Origin of the sequence: Paraburkholderia graminis, from assembly GCF_003330785.1 — a bacterium.
Taxonomy (GTDB): domain Bacteria; phylum Pseudomonadota; class Gammaproteobacteria; order Burkholderiales; family Burkholderiaceae; genus Paraburkholderia; species Paraburkholderia graminis.
The window spans coordinates 2,213,900-2,229,383 of sequence record NZ_CP024934.1 but is presented as its reverse complement, the minus strand read 5'-3'; the positions used below and the strand labels follow the sequence as shown (position 1 = coordinate 2,229,383).

At 63.6% G+C, this 15,484-nt stretch carries 12 protein-coding genes; 7 read left to right on the top strand and 5 right to left on the bottom strand.

Features of this window, described 5'->3' with window-relative positions; all coding sequences use genetic code 11:
• Nucleotides 1-97: 97 nt before the first annotated feature.
• Both CUJ91_RS09890 and CUJ91_RS09885 read right to left on the bottom strand, forming a co-directional pair.
• A complete protein-coding gene (locus tag CUJ91_RS09890) occupies nucleotides 98-1,084 on the bottom strand; it encodes a TetR/AcrR family transcriptional regulator (RefSeq protein WP_107706735.1) in 987 nt (328 codons plus the stop codon).
• Between the two features lie 389 nt (nucleotides 1,085-1,473).
• Complete coding sequence (locus CUJ91_RS09885; protein WP_053858205.1) at nucleotides 1,474-2,721, bottom strand: MFS transporter; 1,248 nt, start codon at nucleotides 2,719-2,721, stop codon at nucleotides 1,474-1,476.
• Between the two features lie 446 nt (nucleotides 2,722-3,167).
• On the opposite strand from CUJ91_RS09885, the gene CUJ91_RS09880 reads away from it, so the two are divergent.
• Nucleotides 3,168-4,361, top strand: coding sequence for a hybrid sensor histidine kinase/response regulator (locus CUJ91_RS09880; protein WP_044021885.1), 1,194 nt, complete (start codon nucleotides 3,168-3,170; stop codon nucleotides 4,359-4,361).
• 33 nt (nucleotides 4,362-4,394) lie between these two features.
• Here the strand turns inward: CUJ91_RS09880 and CUJ91_RS09875 are convergent, their stop codons facing one another.
• Together CUJ91_RS09875 and CUJ91_RS09870 are read right to left on the bottom strand one after the other, a co-directional pair.
• Nucleotides 4,395-7,025, bottom strand: coding sequence for a response regulator (locus CUJ91_RS09875; protein ID WP_107706736.1), 2,631 nt, complete (start codon nucleotides 7,023-7,025; stop codon nucleotides 4,395-4,397).
• Nucleotides 7,026-7,053: 28 nt separating this feature from the next.
• The gene (locus CUJ91_RS09870; protein WP_181324808.1) at nucleotides 7,054-8,268 is read right to left on the bottom strand and encodes a hypothetical protein; all 1,215 of its coding nucleotides are present in this window, start codon (nucleotides 8,266-8,268) and stop codon (nucleotides 7,054-7,056) included.
• Between the two features lie 412 nt (nucleotides 8,269-8,680).
• Between CUJ91_RS09870 and CUJ91_RS09865 the strand changes: the two genes are divergently transcribed.
• The 6 genes from CUJ91_RS09865 (at nucleotide 8,681) to CUJ91_RS09840 (ending at nucleotide 14,393) form a co-directional block, all read left to right on the top strand.
• Nucleotides 8,681-9,475 carry an OBAP family protein gene (locus CUJ91_RS09865; protein WP_107706737.1) on the top strand — a complete coding sequence of 265 codons (795 nt, stop codon included), beginning with the start codon at nucleotides 8,681-8,683 and terminating at the stop codon, nucleotides 9,473-9,475.
• Between the two features lie 203 nt (nucleotides 9,476-9,678).
• Nucleotides 9,679-10,008, top strand: a complete 330-nt coding sequence (locus CUJ91_RS34765) for a four-helix bundle copper-binding protein (RefSeq protein ID WP_082367054.1) — start codon at nucleotides 9,679-9,681, stop codon at nucleotides 10,006-10,008.
• A 16-nt stretch (nucleotides 10,009-10,024) separates the two neighbouring features.
• Entirely contained in the window at nucleotides 10,025-12,151 is a 2,127-nt protein-coding gene (locus CUJ91_RS09855) for a protein-L-isoaspartate(D-aspartate) O-methyltransferase (protein ID WP_107706825.1), read from the top strand.
• 107 nt (nucleotides 12,152-12,258) lie between these two features.
• Entirely contained in the window at nucleotides 12,259-12,867 is a 609-nt protein-coding gene (locus CUJ91_RS09850; protein WP_310073292.1) for a cytochrome b/b6 domain-containing protein, read from the top strand.
• 2 nt (nucleotides 12,868-12,869) lie between these two features.
• Entirely contained in the window at nucleotides 12,870-13,661 is a 792-nt protein-coding gene (locus CUJ91_RS09845) for a molybdopterin-dependent oxidoreductase (RefSeq protein ID WP_006051790.1), read from the top strand.
• A gap of 114 nt (nucleotides 13,662-13,775) precedes the next feature.
• Nucleotides 13,776-14,393, top strand: coding sequence for a hypothetical protein (locus tag CUJ91_RS09840; RefSeq protein ID WP_006051789.1), 618 nt, complete (start codon nucleotides 13,776-13,778; stop codon nucleotides 14,391-14,393).
• Nucleotides 14,394-14,448: 55 nt separating this feature from the next.
• Here the strand turns inward: CUJ91_RS09840 and CUJ91_RS09835 are convergent, their stop codons facing one another.
• Entirely contained in the window at nucleotides 14,449-15,291 is an 843-nt protein-coding gene (locus tag CUJ91_RS09835; protein WP_107706738.1) for a DMT family transporter, read from the bottom strand.
• Nucleotides 15,292-15,484 lie beyond the last annotated feature (193 nt).

Sequence of the window (15,484 nt, the reverse complement as noted above, 5' to 3'; positions counted from 1 at the left end):
ACGCATCCACGGCGCGTGGACGGTTCGCTTTTTTGATGTTGTGCGAGCAGGCTTGGCGTCGATTGGCGCTTGGCCTGCTTTTTGTCGAACGGCGTTTTTATGTCGCGCCGTGCCACACCTGCTGCAACGGACAGGCTTCTATCGCACTGCCGCGAGACTCGCCGTCGAGGCTCGCATGTGCCGGTGTATGTGCATGTGTATGTGCATGTACATGTGCTGATGCAGCCGACATGCCTGGGTTGCCTCGCGAAGCAGATGACCTCGCTGAGTCGTCAGCGTCGCGATGTGCTTCGTTCGCGGCATCGTTCGTAGCGTGTTGGCTGTTCTGCGCGGCCGTGGCGGTGCTCGCGTCGCTGTCCGCATCCGCTTCGGCATCCGTATCCGTCGCGTCGCCGAGCACCGCCGCGAACATCGCCAGTTGCGACGCGTCGGGCAGCGGCGCCTTCAGTGCGGCGACCATCAGCGATGCAAGACGGGCGATCAGTTGCAGGTCGTTCATCGACTTGCCCTGCGAGAACTCCGCGATCAGGCTCTCGGTGTCGGCGCCTGCCAGCACGCCCGACAACGCGCCGATCGCAAAGTGCAGACGCCAGCCGAGTTCCTCGCGCGGCAGATGCGGCAGCGCGCGCTGGAACGCGTCGAAAAAACGCACGGCCACCGACGCATAGTGCGCATTCAGAAAGTCGCGAATGAAGGCGGACGGGTCCGTGTAAGCGCGGCCGAGCAAGCGCAAAAATGCCTTGCCGCCGACGCGCGGATCGCGCGACAGCCGCAGCGCCGGAATGAACATCGCGCCGAGCACATGCTCGCAGGTGAGCCGTTCGCCGAGCATCTGATCGAAGCGATCGAGCAGCTTGACGCGCTCTTCGTTGAGGCGGTCGAGCCGGCGCGACAGCATCGAGTGAATCAGCGATTCCTTGCTGCCGAAGTGATAGTTGACCGCCGCGAGATTCGCTTCGGCGCGCGAAGTGATCTGCCGCAGCGACATGGCCTCGTATCCGCAATCGATGAAGAGCGTCTCAGCGGCGTCGAGAATGCGTGACTTCGTATCGCCGGCGTGCCGGCTTGTTGTGCGACCTGCCATGTTGCGTCTCCCAGTTGCCGGGCGCCCGGCCCGCAAACAGGCGATTCAAATGTCAATTTGAAACAGCCGTTTTTTTCAGGATATGAAGGATGGTGAAGCTGAGCAAGGGTTGCGTGTCGATTAACTCCTCTAGAAGACTCAAGGTTGGGCGCAACGCTTCGCGCGCGAAAAATAAAAAGGCCGTTCCGACGAATCGGAACGGCCTCGTATGAATCGGTGCTGATCGGTACTCTGTTTGGCCTGCGCTTATGCGCTAGTTCAAGCGGCACGCGCGCTATGTATGCCGTGGTGCTCTGTGCATACAGGCTGCGTGCCGTGGCGGTTCGAGCCGCCTTGTCGTCTATTGTGCCCGATAACCGCGCGGCGAAACAGTTGTTTGGTTCGAACGCTTAAAGCTGTCCTCCAACGGGGCGGCCTTGCACGTGTTCGCCGACATGCGCGGCCGACTGCGTCATGTCGATGCCGCGGCGCTCGCGGCTAAACGGAATCAGCGCGCAGATCACGAGCGCGACGACGCCGATCACGACGGCCATCACGAGTGCATAGTTGTTGCCGTGGGCTTCGGCGGCGCTCGCCTGCAGCGGTCCGTTCACGGACGCAATCAGATTGCCGAGCTGATACACGAGACCAGGGAAGGTCGCGCGGATTTCATCGGGCGAGATCTCGTTCAGATGAACCGGTATCACGCCCCATGCGCCTTGCACGGAGATCTGCATCAGGAACGCGCCCACCGCGAGCAGCACCGGCGTGCTCGAAAAAGCCCACAGCGGCAGCACCGGCAGAGCGATCAGCGCGGCGATAAAGATTGCGCGCTTGCGTCCGATCTTCTCCGACAACATGCCGAAAAAGAGCCCGCCGCAAATCGCGCCGATGTTCAGCGTGATCGTGATGAGCGACACCGTGTGCGCGTCGAACTGATGCTGCACGCGCAAGAAAGTGGGGTACAGGTCCTGCGATCCGTGAGAGAAGAAGTTGAACGCGGTCATCAGCACGATCGCGTACAGCGACAGCTTCACGTTCTTTTTCAACGTGGCGACGAGGCCGGGCCGTGCCTGCTTTTCGAGTGTCTTGAACGCGGGCGATTCCGGCACGTGCGCGCGAATGTACAGCACCAGCAGCGCGGGCAACACGCCGACGAAGAACATGCCGCGCCAGCCGATATACGGAAAGAAGAGGCCGAACACCACCGACGCGAGCAGGTAGCCGCTCGGATAGCCCGCTTGCAGCAAACCGGAGACGATGCCGCGCGACTTCGGGGGCACGGTCTCCATCGTCAAGGCGCCGCCCACGCCCCATTCGCCGCCCATCGCAATACCGAACAGCGCGCGCAGCACCAGCAGCGTGGCGAGGTTAGGGGAGAAACCGGATAGCAATTCGAGCAGCGAGAAGCACGCGATGTTGACCATCAGCGTGGGCCGGCGGCCGTAGCGGTCGGCGAGCCAGCCGAAAATGAGCGCGCCGACCGGCCGCATCATCAGCGTCAGCATAATGCCGAACGCGACATCGGGGATTTTCGTATTGAATTCCGCTGCAATATCTTTCAATACGAAAACCATCAGAAAGAAATCGAATGCGTCGAGTGTCCAGCCGAGATAGGCGGCGATCGTGACGTTTCTCTGCTCGCGTGTCCAGCTCATGGATTGTTCTCCTGGTCTCCATTCCGTTTTCGGTAAGCCGCGCGCGATGCCGATGACCGACACGCCCGTGGCATGGTCTTCGAGCGCGAGTGTACGCCGACCTTTAAGCGTCTGCAGGAATCCGCGCAGCGTTATCGGTGTTAATCCTGGGAGCAATTATCGTGCTGAATGCGCAATTGAAGCCGAGTGTCGGTTTAATGTAATTATTGTATCGGGCTTGTTTGCGAAAGTGCATGCGATATGTAATGGAATGAATCGCGGAATGAATTGCGGAATGGATTGCCGATCAATTGCCCGATCAATTGCAAACGCGGCCTCATCCGGTCGCAATGACTTCGCCGTTTTGCGTAGCCCCGCAAGCTTTTCCGATGCGCCCGCGCCGCAACGGTAGAATGCAATCGACCGCCGACTGTCGGCATCCACGAATGGATGTGCCCGAAAACGCAATGAGCGATTCAACACAAACGACAAATCAGACGGCAACGCCCGCGCCGCTCCAAACACCGTTCTCCGTCCTGTTCGTCGACGACGATGAGATGTCGCGCAACCACTTCGCCCGCGCCGTCCGCGACGATTACCGCGTGCATCTCGCGCGCGACGCCGACGAAGCGATGGCGCTGCTGCACGATCTGGGTCCCGAGATTGCCGTGCTCGTCACCGACTTTCGCATGCCGGGCCGCGACGGTGGCCATCTGCTGCGCGAAGTCGGAGAAACGTATCCGCAGATCGTGCGCATCCTCGTGACCGCGTATGCCGACAAGGACATGCTGCTGCAAACCTTCAATACCGGCGACCTGTTCCGCATCCTCGAAAAGCCGCTTCGCGTGGAGTCCGTGCGCGAGGTGCTGCGGCAGGCGGTGACGCGGTACGCCGAGCGCGAAACGCGTCAGCAGCGGCTGCTCGCGATGGACGAGACGCTTGCGTTCCTCGCTCACGAACTGAACACGCCGCTCGCCGCGATCTCGCTCTTTGCGCGCTCGGTGGAGAACGACGTCGCGCAGGACTACGATCCCGAGCGTCAGCGCGAGATCGGTCTCGCGGCCACGTCCATGCTCAACAACGCGCAGTATTGCCTGACGCTGATCTCGTCGTTCTGGGCGACGGTGCACAAGAGCGGCGGCCCGCAGCCGGCGTCGGGCAGCGCGGCGCGCGAGGTGAAGGCGACGCGCCTCATCGCCACCTTGCTCGACTCGTATCCGTTTGCGGGCGCACAGCGCGAATGGGTCGCCGTCGACGCGCGCGGCGATTTTGTCATTCACGCGATGCCCAATTGCGTCGCGCTGGTTCTCTCGTCGCTGATCTCGAATGCGTTGCGCGCGCTCGACGGTTGCCCCGCGCCTTCGTTGCGTGTCGAAGTGGTAAGCGAACCGGAGCCGGAAATTCGTCTGCACGACAATGGTCCGGGCATCGAACCGGAGGTCAAGGCGCGCTTGCTGCTCGATCCGGTGACGACGCACGCCGGCCGCGGCGGTCACGGCATGGGCATGATCTTTTGCAACCGCATCATGCAATCGTTCGGCGGCGGGCTGCGGATCGAATCGGCGGTCGGCGAGGGCACGACCGTGACGATGCGCTTTCCGGGCATCAGAGGCCGGGTGCAGAGTGGCGTCGGCGAAGCGCGCGACAGCGGCGCGATCTGACTCGATAGTTTGACGCGGACGCCTTAGTCTTAGTTAATGCTCGCGCATCGCGATGCCGTTCGCGCTTGCCGACGCGGGATCGCCTGACGATTCGGGCGGGCCAGGCCTTACTGTCACCGACTCGAGATACCGACGCAGCGCCTCGGTCGAGCGCTCGCCGAGTTCGCCGATCCGTTCCAGCCAGTCGGGTTCCGCGGGCCATGCGCCTTCGAGCGTGCGTGGATAAATTTGCCGCGTGTACTGCTGCAACGCCTTCGCGCCGATGTTGCCGCTCGCGCCGAGCAGCAGATGCAGCGCGCCATGCGTGGCGTCCAGGTCGCGGTCCGCGGCGTGCGCACGAAGCTGCGAAATCAGCGTGCGAATCTGCTCGATACCGCTTGAAAACGTCTCGTCGATGAGGCCGAGCGCGGCCAGCTCGCGCAGATGGTTCGTGTCGAGGAGATCGTTCTCGAGGATTGCGTTTTGCGTGTTGCCGGAGTCGAGCAGCGTCGGCAAGCGCCGCAGCTCGACCGCAGCGCCGGCACCGTTGCCACTTTTGCCACTCTTGCCGCCACCACCGCCACCACCACGCTGTTGCGCAAACTGCCTCGTCAGACACGCGTACAACGACCCGCCTTGCACCGGCTTGACCATGACCTCGTTCATCCCCACGCTCATGCACGCCTGCACCGAGCCAATATCCGACTGGCTCGTGAGCGCGATGATCGGCACGCTCGCGTGCGCGTCGGTGCGTGCGCGAATGGCCGCGGCCGTCTCGAGCCCGCCCATGCCCGGCATGTTCATGTCCACCACGATCGCGTCGATGACGGGCTCCTCATCGAGCCGTTCCAGCACCGCCTGTCCATGCTCCGCTTCGACGACGCTCGCGCCGAAGCGCTCCAGATACGCCTTGGCGACGAGCCGGCTGTAGGTGTCGTCGTCGGCGACGAGAATCGACTTGCCGGAGAAGTCGTCGAAGCGCTGGTTCAGATGGCGCCGGTTGCCGTTCTCGAACAGCGCCTGCAGCGACGTGAACAGTTCCATCACGCTGCACGACTTGCTGATCATGTCGTCCATGCCGGCACGGCGCGCCAGCACTCGCGCGATGTTGCCCGGCTCCGACGTGTACGCGGCAACCAGCACGTTCCAGTTCGGATGATCGCGGTCCGCGCGCAACTGTTCGGTGGCGGTGTAGCCGTCGAGCACCGGCATGTTGACGTCCATCAGCACGAGGTCGTAAGCCGTCGCTTCGCGCAGCATCGTCAACGCGGTATGGCCGTTGTCGGCCTCGCTCACCTGCATGCCGACCTTCGATAACGTGCGTCGCGTGCGCATGCGCTGAGCGGCGTCGTCGTCGACGAGAAGAACGTGCTTGCCGTCGAGCACCGTCGTTGCGCGCGCAACGACAGCGCGCTCGTGCGCGGCGACCTCGCTTTCGGTGACGGGCGGGAACTGCAGCGTGAATTGCGTGAACTTGCCGGGCTCCGACTTGCACGCGATGCTGCCGCCGAACGCACGCATCGCGCGCTGGCAGTACGCGAGCCCGAGGCCAGTGCCGGCCGAATTGCCGGCGGTGCGAAACGGCTCGAACAGATGCGGCAGGATTTCCGGCGCGACGCCGCTGCCGGTGTCGTGCACCGTGACCGTATGCCGGTCCACCGTCAGCGTGAGCGTGGCCGAAGCAAGCGGCGCAATGTGATGCAGCGCGTTCTTGATCAGATTGAAAAGCGTGAACAGGTAGACGGTTTCGTCGACCTTGAACATGAAATCCTCGAGCACGACGAGGCGAACCTTGCCGCGCTCCTTTTTATCCGCGAAGCCGTATTCGTCGAGCGCCTTGCGCGTGGTGGCCGCCGCGCTCAGGTAAGTGAGCGAGTCGGAGCGGATCTGTTTCGCGCTGACTTCGTCGAGCGTCATCGCAATCACGCGCAGGCCGCGCTCGATCGACAACTGCCCATGCGCGATATGCCGGTACAGCAGGCCCGCGCCTGCACCGGACAGAGCGGGCCCGCGGCCGGTTTCGGTGAGCGCGGGCAGCGTTTCTTCGACGCGATCCAGAACGTGCTTCAACTGGCTGAGCGGGTTGCGCATTTCATGCGCGATCGACCCGGCGAGCGCCTGCAGCGCGCGATTTTTCTCGACAAAGATGCGTCCCTTGCTGATCGCATGAGCGAAGGCCATGCTGCACAGCACGACGACCGGCAGCACCGCGAGATCCGATTGATTCGCCGTACTGAGCACGATAGGAGCGGGCGAACTGGCCACCGCGGCCCATGCGCCCGACAGCATGCCGATGCCGATGCAGCCCATCAGCAGGAAAGGGTTGTCGATGCACAGCGCCATGATGAAGATCATCATGACCTCCGTCATCATCCACATGGTGGAGAACGAATTCCGGATAGCCAGGAACGTGCAAACGAACGGCAGCACGTAGATCAGGCAGATGTGCCAGTAGATCAGCAGGTACTGGTTGAAGCGCTTCGGCCAGCGCGCCTGGAAGATCAACGGAATGCAGAGCAACGCGGCGCTCAGACGCAGCGCCAGGTTGTCGTACGGCTGCGGCAGGATGTAAGTCCAGACCAGGTAATAGATGGGGTGGCACACGAGGCCGAGTACGCCTCCCCATCGAATTGCAAACCGGCTTCGTTCAAGCACGTCCTGCATGCTTTCGCGCGGTATGATCATCTGGCCTCCAGAGACATTGACGACCCGGTCAAGTCATATTTGCAGTCACGCCCAGATCGAGGTTGATCGCCGAGCCGTCTTTGCCGTGAAAAGGTCCGACCGAGAATCCGTACTTTTTCAGCAGGCCATGAGTATAGGAGACGGACCACACAGGCGGACTGCCGATGATGAAGTCCGAAGCAATCCCTTCCTGCCAGGCGGCATAGCCCTCGGCGAAACAGGTATAGCAGTCGCGCGTGGTGGGCAGTCGGAACGGGAACCTCGAATCGAGACCGGCGGGGCCGCGCGCGAAGCATTCAATATATAGCGTATGTCCGCGCGACGCGAGTTCCGCTTCCACGCTTGCCGCGCGCGGATGCGAGTCGTCGATCCAGAAGCGCGCGCGCTTCAGATCGGCGGCGGTGAGATACGGCACGCTGGTGCTGCTCGCGAGGATCGCGCCGTCGAACTGCGGCAACGGCGTGTCGGGGCTGAAGGTGTGGACCGATACCTTCGTGCGCCCGAGCAGGTCGGCCGCCATCAGTTCGCGCGCCTGGTCCGCCAGCAGATTGACCTTGTCGGGCAGGTCGATCAGCACCAGTTCCGTCGGTGTTTCCTTGTACAGCAGATATTTCGCCACCGTGGTGCCGAGCCGTCCGGCCGCGCCGAAGAGCGCGAGCTTGGTCTTGCCGAACTCGAGGTCGAGTTCGTTGCAGCAGTGAATCGCCCAGTCCTTCAGCATGGCCGCAGTCGCTGCATGGCCCGTGGTGATGTGGGGCGGCTTCGTCTGCCGCGGCAGCGCCCCATAGTTGCAGGCATAAGGCGTCGAGGCGCCCATTGCCACCATGTTCAAGCCGGCCTGCCTCGCCAGTTCCAGCGCGGGGAAGAATTGCGTTTCGCGAAACCGCTTGATGCCGCGTGGACTGCCGAGCCAAAGCTCGAGCGGCACCGGGCAGGCAATGTTCGCGCCGATCATCTGCGAGCCCGAATAGATCGGCGACGCGATAAAAGGCTTGGTGCGCCAAAGCTCTTCTTCGAATGACTCGCTTCGGGTTTTGACATTGTGAAAGGAGAAAGCAAGCGTATCCCAGTCTGTAGCGTGAAAGAGAAAGCCGACACCGCCCTGGCCCGCCGGCAGATTGTCGCGAATCTGCTCGGGGTGGATCGTGTGCTTGAGTGTCAGCGGCGCACCGGATAGATGCAGCCTCGAGGTGCCGTGCCCGTGTTGGCCGGTCGATCGATCTTTGTAAAGAGACGTTCCCATTTGTTTTTCCCTGGTTTCCTCTGGATGACCCGCGCTGCGTGTTAGCGCGGCTTCGCCAGCCGCCATTGGCCGGCGATCCATCAACTCTAGAGAAATCCAATAGTTTTTGTCCGTGTGTTCGTGCGCATCGCCCGCCGTTGGGGGGATTGGGCGGCTTGGACCGCGCCGGCTTGGCGGGATTTGCGGCTCGGGCGGGCGGTCGGCTGACGGCCGGCTTGCTGCGAATCGCGCGCGGCTGGGCATAGGCGATGCTGGCTTTGATCAGGCTGGGCCTGAGCCTGAGCCTTCGACGGCGCCGCCGCCAGGCAACCCGCCGTGCGGACGCGTCAGCGCCGCCTCGCCTTGAAACCGAACCGCCGCGCGAAGCCGGACTGCCACGCGCCGGCCGCGCCCATCCGTGGAGGAAACCCGTATGAACCGACCTGCCGCGTGCGGCTGCCGCCGCGCTTTCACGTCGTCGATACTCAAAAGCGTGCTGCTGCTGCCGTTCGCGAGCCTCTTCGTGCCCGAGGCGCGGGCGCAGCACAATCTCGGCGTGCCGCCGCCGGGGTCGCAAAAGAGCGCAAAGAGCAAGGCGCTCGACGCGGGCGCCGACGTCTTGCAGAACCGCAAGCCGATCGACGCGATGAGCGCCTACCTGAACGGCTTTCATTTTTACGCGGACGACATGGGCCGCCAGGTCGAGGCGCATCACTTCTGCACGCATGTGACCGAGGATTTTCACCAGTGCGTGATCTTCGATTCCAACGAGAGCAACGCGAAGCTGATCGGCATCGAGTACATCGTCAGCGAGCGCATTTTCAAATCGCTGCCCGACGACGAAAAGAAGCTCTGGCACAGCCATCATTACGAGGTGAAGTCGGGCGAACTCGTCGCGCCGCGCATTCCCGAACTCGCCGAACATGCGCTGATGCAGGACCTCGTGACGACCTACGGCAAGACCTGGCACACATGGCAGATCGACCGCGACGCGAGCCTGCCGCTCGGCATCCCGCAACTGATGATGGGCTTCACACGCGACGGGCAGATCAATCCGCCGATGCTCGACGCGCGCGACACGCGGTTTCGCACGTCGACCGTCGAAGAGAGACGCAAGCGCGCCGACATCGCCGAGCCGCAAGTCGTGAAGGGCGCGAACGCGTGGGAAAGCGGCAAGACCGTGCAACTGACGTTGGCCGAAGTTGACGTGAGAAATCTGCGGCGCTGACACGCATCGGCACGCGAGGTTTGCCTAATACCCGCGCCTGCGAATCGCGAGCGCATTGGCACCGAAACACTGCGGCGCGACGCTGCTGCCCAAGCAGAAAAACCGCAGCCGGAATGCGCTTTGCTGCTCATCATGCAGGACGCGCGACGCGAGAGCGCGTTGCGTCGTCGATTGAAAATTCGACTCGTCAGATGGAGGTCACCATGACGCACGAACAGTTTCAGTCCTGTATTTCAGCCTGCGATGCGTGCGCGCTCGCCTGCGGCCACTGCGCCGGCTCTTGCCTCGCGGAAGAGGGCGTGGCCGACATGACCCGATGCATCGAACTCGACATCGATTGCGCGGCGGCTTGCCACTTCGCATCGGCTGCGATGGCGCGCGGCAGCAGCGAGGCAGCCACGATCTGCCGCATGTGTGCCGACATTTGCGACGCCTGCGCAGCGGAATGCGAAAAGCACGAAGCGCAGCACTGCAAGGATTGTGCTGCGTCGTGCCGCGCGTGCGCGAAAGCGTGCCGCGCAATGGCATCGTGATGCGTGAAGGCCCATGATGGACGAATCGACAGTCAATGAAGAGGCGTTCGACGAAGCGCGGCAGCAGATGGTCGAAAGCCAGATCGCCGCGCGCGGCGTGCGCGATGCGCGCGTGCTCGACGCGATGCGCGAGGTGCCGCGGCATCTGTTCGTGCCGCCGGAGCTTGCCGAGTTTGCCTACAGCGACACGCCGTTGCCGCTGGACGATGGCCAGACCATCTCGCAGCCGGTGATCGTCGCGCGCATGCTGGAGGCGGCTCAGTTGTCGCCTGGCGATCGCGTGCTCGATGTCGGCACCGGTTCGGGGTATGCGGCGGCCGTCGCGTCGCGGATCGTGGCCCACGTGGACAGCATCGAACGGCATGCGTCGCTCGCCGACAGCGCGCGGCAAGCGCTGCACGAGCACGCTTTCGACAATGTCGTCGTGCATCACGCGGACGGCACGCGCGGCTGGCCCGCCGCGGCGCCGTTCGATGCGATCATCGCGGCTGCCGGCGGCCCCGATGTGCCGCAGGCGTGGCGCGAGCAACTGGCGATCGGCGGCAGGCTCGTGATGCCCGTGGGGGCGTCGACGGAGACGCAGCGGCTTATCAAGGTCACGCGCCGCAGCGACACGGAGTTCGACGAAGAGGACATCTGCGGCGTGCATTTCGTGCCGCTGATCGGCGAGCAGGGCTGGCCGGAGGAAGACGGCGTTGCGGCGGCGGGTGCTGAGCAGTCGAGTGAAGCGGGTGGTGGCGTTTCGGTGGATGAGCCGCAGGGGCAAGAACGAGGGCCAACCCGAGGGCGAACGCAAAGACCAACGCAAAGACCAACGCCTAAGCAAGCGCGAACCCAGCGCCAACCCCATTCGCTCGCCGGCCTGATCGCAGCGAGCGCGCGTCCGCTGCCTGAGCCCGAAGACGAAACCTTCGCCGACGCGTTCGATCATCTGCGCACGAAGCGAGTGGTGCTGCTCGGCGAATGCAGTCACGGCACGTCGGAGTTTTACCGGGCGCGTGCGGCGATTACGCGGCGGCTCGTCGAGCGGCATGGCTTCATGATCGTCGCAGTGGAAGCGGACTGGCCCGATGCCGCGGTCATCGACAGTTACGCACGCGCGCGCGAGCCGCGCAACGGCGAGCCGCCGTTCCAGCGCTTCCCGGTATGGATGTGGCGCAACGAAGAGTTCGCGGCGTTCGTCCGCTGGTTGCGCGCGCATAACGAACAGCAGAGCGACGGGCGGCGCTGTGGTTTTTATGGGCTCGACATGTATAGCCTGTCGGCGTCGATTGCCGCCGTGCTCGATTATCTCGATCGCACCGATCCCGAGGCAGCCAGGATCGCACGCGAGCGCTACGGCTGCCTCACGCCGTGGCAGAAGGACCCGCAAGTGTACGGACGCGCGGCGTTTTCGGCGGGCTTCAGGACTTGCGAGAATGCGGTGATCCAGCAGTTGCAGGACCTGTTGCGCAAACGGCTCGACGAGGCCAACGTCGACGGCGAGCACTGGTTCGATGCGACGCAGAATGCGCGGCTCGTGGCATCGGCGGAACGTTATTACCGGACCATGTACCGCAGCTCCGCCGCAAGCTGGAACCTGCGCGACACGCACATGTTCGAGACGCTCGAAAGCCTGCTCGACTCGCAAGGCCCCGACAGCCGCGCGGTGGTGTGGGCGCATAACTCGCACATCGGCAACGCGGCCGCGACCGAAATGGGCCGCGTGCGCAACGAGCTGAACGTGGGGCAGCTATGCCGCGAACGTTTCGGTGACGCCGCGGCATTGATCGGATTCGGCACGCATGCTGGCGACGTCGCCGCCGCGTCCGACTGGGACGGACCGATGGAAATCAAGGCGGTGCGGCCTTCACGCGAGGACAGTTACGAGTATCAGTTTCATGCGTCCGGCGAGCCGCGCTGCGTCGTGGACCTGTCGAACGGCGCGGACGCGCTGCTGCGCGCGCGCTTGAGCGAGGCGCGGCTCGAACGCTTTATCGGCGTGATTTACCGGCCCGAGACCGAACTGCATAGCCACTATGCGGAAGCCGTGTTGCCCGAGCAATTCGATGCCTATGTCTGGTTCGACACGACGCGCGCCGTCGAGCCGCTGGCCACGCGCGCGACCGAACGCGCGCCGGACCTGTATCCGTTTGGCGTATGAAGGGTGGAGCCGAAATAAATTTATCGTGCGATGGAATAGCTGCCCACACGCGCTGTTAACGCCCATGACAGTGCCGATTTTTTGCAGCTATCCACCACGAGGCCGCCTTGAATTACGCCAGAATTCGTCATGCCACGATTCAACCCGCATGGGTTCGGATCTCACACTGGGTCAACGCGCTCGCCGTCACGCTGATGGTGATGAGCGGTTGGCAGATCTATAACGCTTCGCCGATCTTCGCGGGTGTGCGGTTTCCTGCCGCCATCACGCTGGGCGGCTGGCTCGGCGGCGCGCTGCAATGGCATTTCGCGATTATGTGGATGCTGGTCGCGAATTTCGCCGTGTACGTCGCGCTCAATGTTGCTTCGGGCCGTTTGCAGCGCAAGCTGTTGCCGCTCAGCATGCGCTCGCTGATGAGCGATCTCGCCGCCGCGCTGCGCGGCAAGCTCGGGCACGACGACCTCGCGCATTACAACGCGGTGCAGAAGTTCGCGTACCTCGTGGTGATCGTCGATATTGTGCTCGTTATCCTGTCGGGGCTCGCGATCTGGAAGTCCGTGCAGTTCCCGCTGCTGCGCACGCTGATGGGCGGATACGACAACGCGCGGGTCGTGCATTTCGTCGGGATGAGCGTGCTGGTGGCGTTCTTCGTCGTGCATGTGGCGATGGTCGCGCTGGTGCCGCGCTCGCTTCTCATAATGATTCGGGGGCGCTGATCATGACGCTTCGAAACAAGTCAGGAAGGCTAAGCGAATTTGCTTCGTCGCATGCCGAGAGCATCATCAAGGATGCGCGCAACGAGCTCAAGAATCCCGCACGCCGCCTGCTCGGCAAGCGCATTCTCACGCTCGGCGGAATCGCGATGCTGTCGGGCTGCGATCTGTCGAACGACAAGTCCGTGAACAGCATGTTGCGCAAGATGTCGTCCTTCAACGACGACGTGCAGGCGCTGCTCTTCAGTCCGACTACGCTCGCGCCGACCTATCCGGAGTCGATGATCACGCGGCCGTTTCCGTTCAACGCGTTCTACGATATCGACGACGTACCCGAGGTCGACGCCGCGAGCTATCGGCTGCAAGTGAGCGGCCTTGCCAACGGCAAGCGCGTGTGGACACTCGACGAACTGCGCGCGTTGCCGCAGGAAAGCCAGATCACGCGCCATATCTGCATTGAAGGCTGGAGTGCGATTGGCCGTTGGGACGGCGTGCGCTTTGCATCGTTCCTCAAGCAAGCGGGCGCCGATCTGACCGCGAAATATGTGTCGTTTCATTGCGCGGACAACTACTGGACCAGCATCGACATGCCGACGGCGCTGCATCCGCAGACGCAACTCACGCTCGGTTACGACGGCGAGACGCTGCCGCCGAAATATGGTTTCCCGATGAAGCTGCGCATGCCGACCAAGCTCGGCTACAAGAATCCGAAGCATATCGTCGCGATCAGCGTGACGAACGACTATCCCGGCGGCTACTGGGAGAACCAGGGCTATAACTGGTTCGGCGGTTCGTGATTTGCAGCGGGCCGTTCAGGGTGTTGCAGTTTCGGTTTGCATTGTCGTTTTGCAGTCCCCGCTTTGCAGTTCTTTTTTGATCGTTTTCGATCGTTTCTCACGGAGCATTCATTCATGTCTATTCGCCTGAAAATCGGCATCACGCTCGCGACGCTCGCCTTTGCCGGCGCCGCGCTCGCACAGACGCCCGCCGCCAAACCGTCGCGCATTCGCGGCGATATCGTTTCGCTCGACGGCGACGTGCTGAAGGTGCATCGCCGCAGCGGCGACACGGTATCGATTGAACTGAAGCCGGCTGTCGCCGTGTCGGCGGTCAAGTCGATGCAGCTTTCCGACATCAAGCCGGGCTCGTTCGTCGGCACGGCCGCGACGACCGGCACTGACGGCAAGCTCACGGCAACCGAAGTCGTCGTCTTCCCCGAAGCCGCGCGCGGCACGGGCGAGGGTCACTATGGCTGGGACCTCGGCCCCAACAGCACGATGACGAATGCGAACGTCGACACGGTGGTCCAGGGCACGAGCGGCCGCAACCTGAAGCTCTCGTACAAGGGCGGCAGCAACGAGGTGACGGTGCCGCCGAACGTGCCTGTCGTGACCTTCACGCCGGCTGCCCGTTCGGATCTGACGCCGGGCAAGAAGGTGTTCGTCGTGGCAACCGCCGCATCGCAGGGCGGCGCGTATGTCGCTCAGCGCGTGGTCGTCGAAAAGGATGGCGTCGCGCCGCCGATGTAATGGGCGCTAGTGCGGCAAGTGCGGCAAGCGCGGCGGCGCGGCGAGGGCTTGAGCATCAGAGCCCGAGACAAACCGCGCCGGCCGCGACCACCACGCAGGCAAGCCAGCGCTTGCCGTTGACCGTTTCGCCGAGGAACACGCGTCCGATCAGCACGGCGAACACCACGCTGGTCTCGCGCAACGCCGAGACGGTGCCCATCGCGCCCGACTGCATCGCCCAGATCACGATGCCGTACGCCGCCACCGACACAAGCCCGCCCACGAGCGACGAGCCGACCGCCGCCGGCGCCGAGCGTATCGGCATCCACAGCGCGGGCAGCCCGCGCCTCGCGATGAACAGCAGCGGCATCAGCCAGTAGAACAGGAACATCCACGCGGTGTAGGCAAGCGCCTCGCCGCCGGACAGCCGCACGCCGATGCCGTCGATCACCGTATAGAGCGCGATGGTCGCGCCGGTCGTCAAGGCGGCCAGCACGCCCGCGCGCGACACGCGCCCCGCTTGCAGTGCAATGGCGATGATGCCGCCGGAGATCATCGCGATCCCGAGCGCGTGCAGCGGGCCGATCGCCTCGTGAGCGAAGAGCGCCGCGCCGAGCGTGACGAGAAGCGGCGACGAGCCGCGCGCGACCGGATACGCCTGCGCCAGATCGCCGCGTCGGTACGCGTGCACGAGGCTCGCGTTGTAGCCGATATGCACGAGCCCCGATGCGACCACATACGGCCACGCCGCGGCGGCCGGCAGCGACGTGAACAGAACGATGACCGTGCTGACCGCCGCGATGGCGATGCTCATCCACGTCATCGACAGGAAACGGTCGCGGTTGCCGTGCAGCAACGCGTTCCAGCTTGCATGAAGCAGGGCCGCGACGAGGACGAGACCGCCGGTATAGCTGAGCATGCGCGGGTCAGGCCAGGGGTACGGGAAGCGGACTTGCAGGCGCGAAAGCGGGGACAACGGCTTGAGCGATGTTCATGGTTTTTCTGTTGCAGCGTGGTTGGCGTAAGGCGGATCAGGTGCCGACGCGCGAGCGCGCGTGAGGCCGCGCGAAGCGTTCGATCTTAAACGGAATTCACAGGGATTGCCCGCGCGT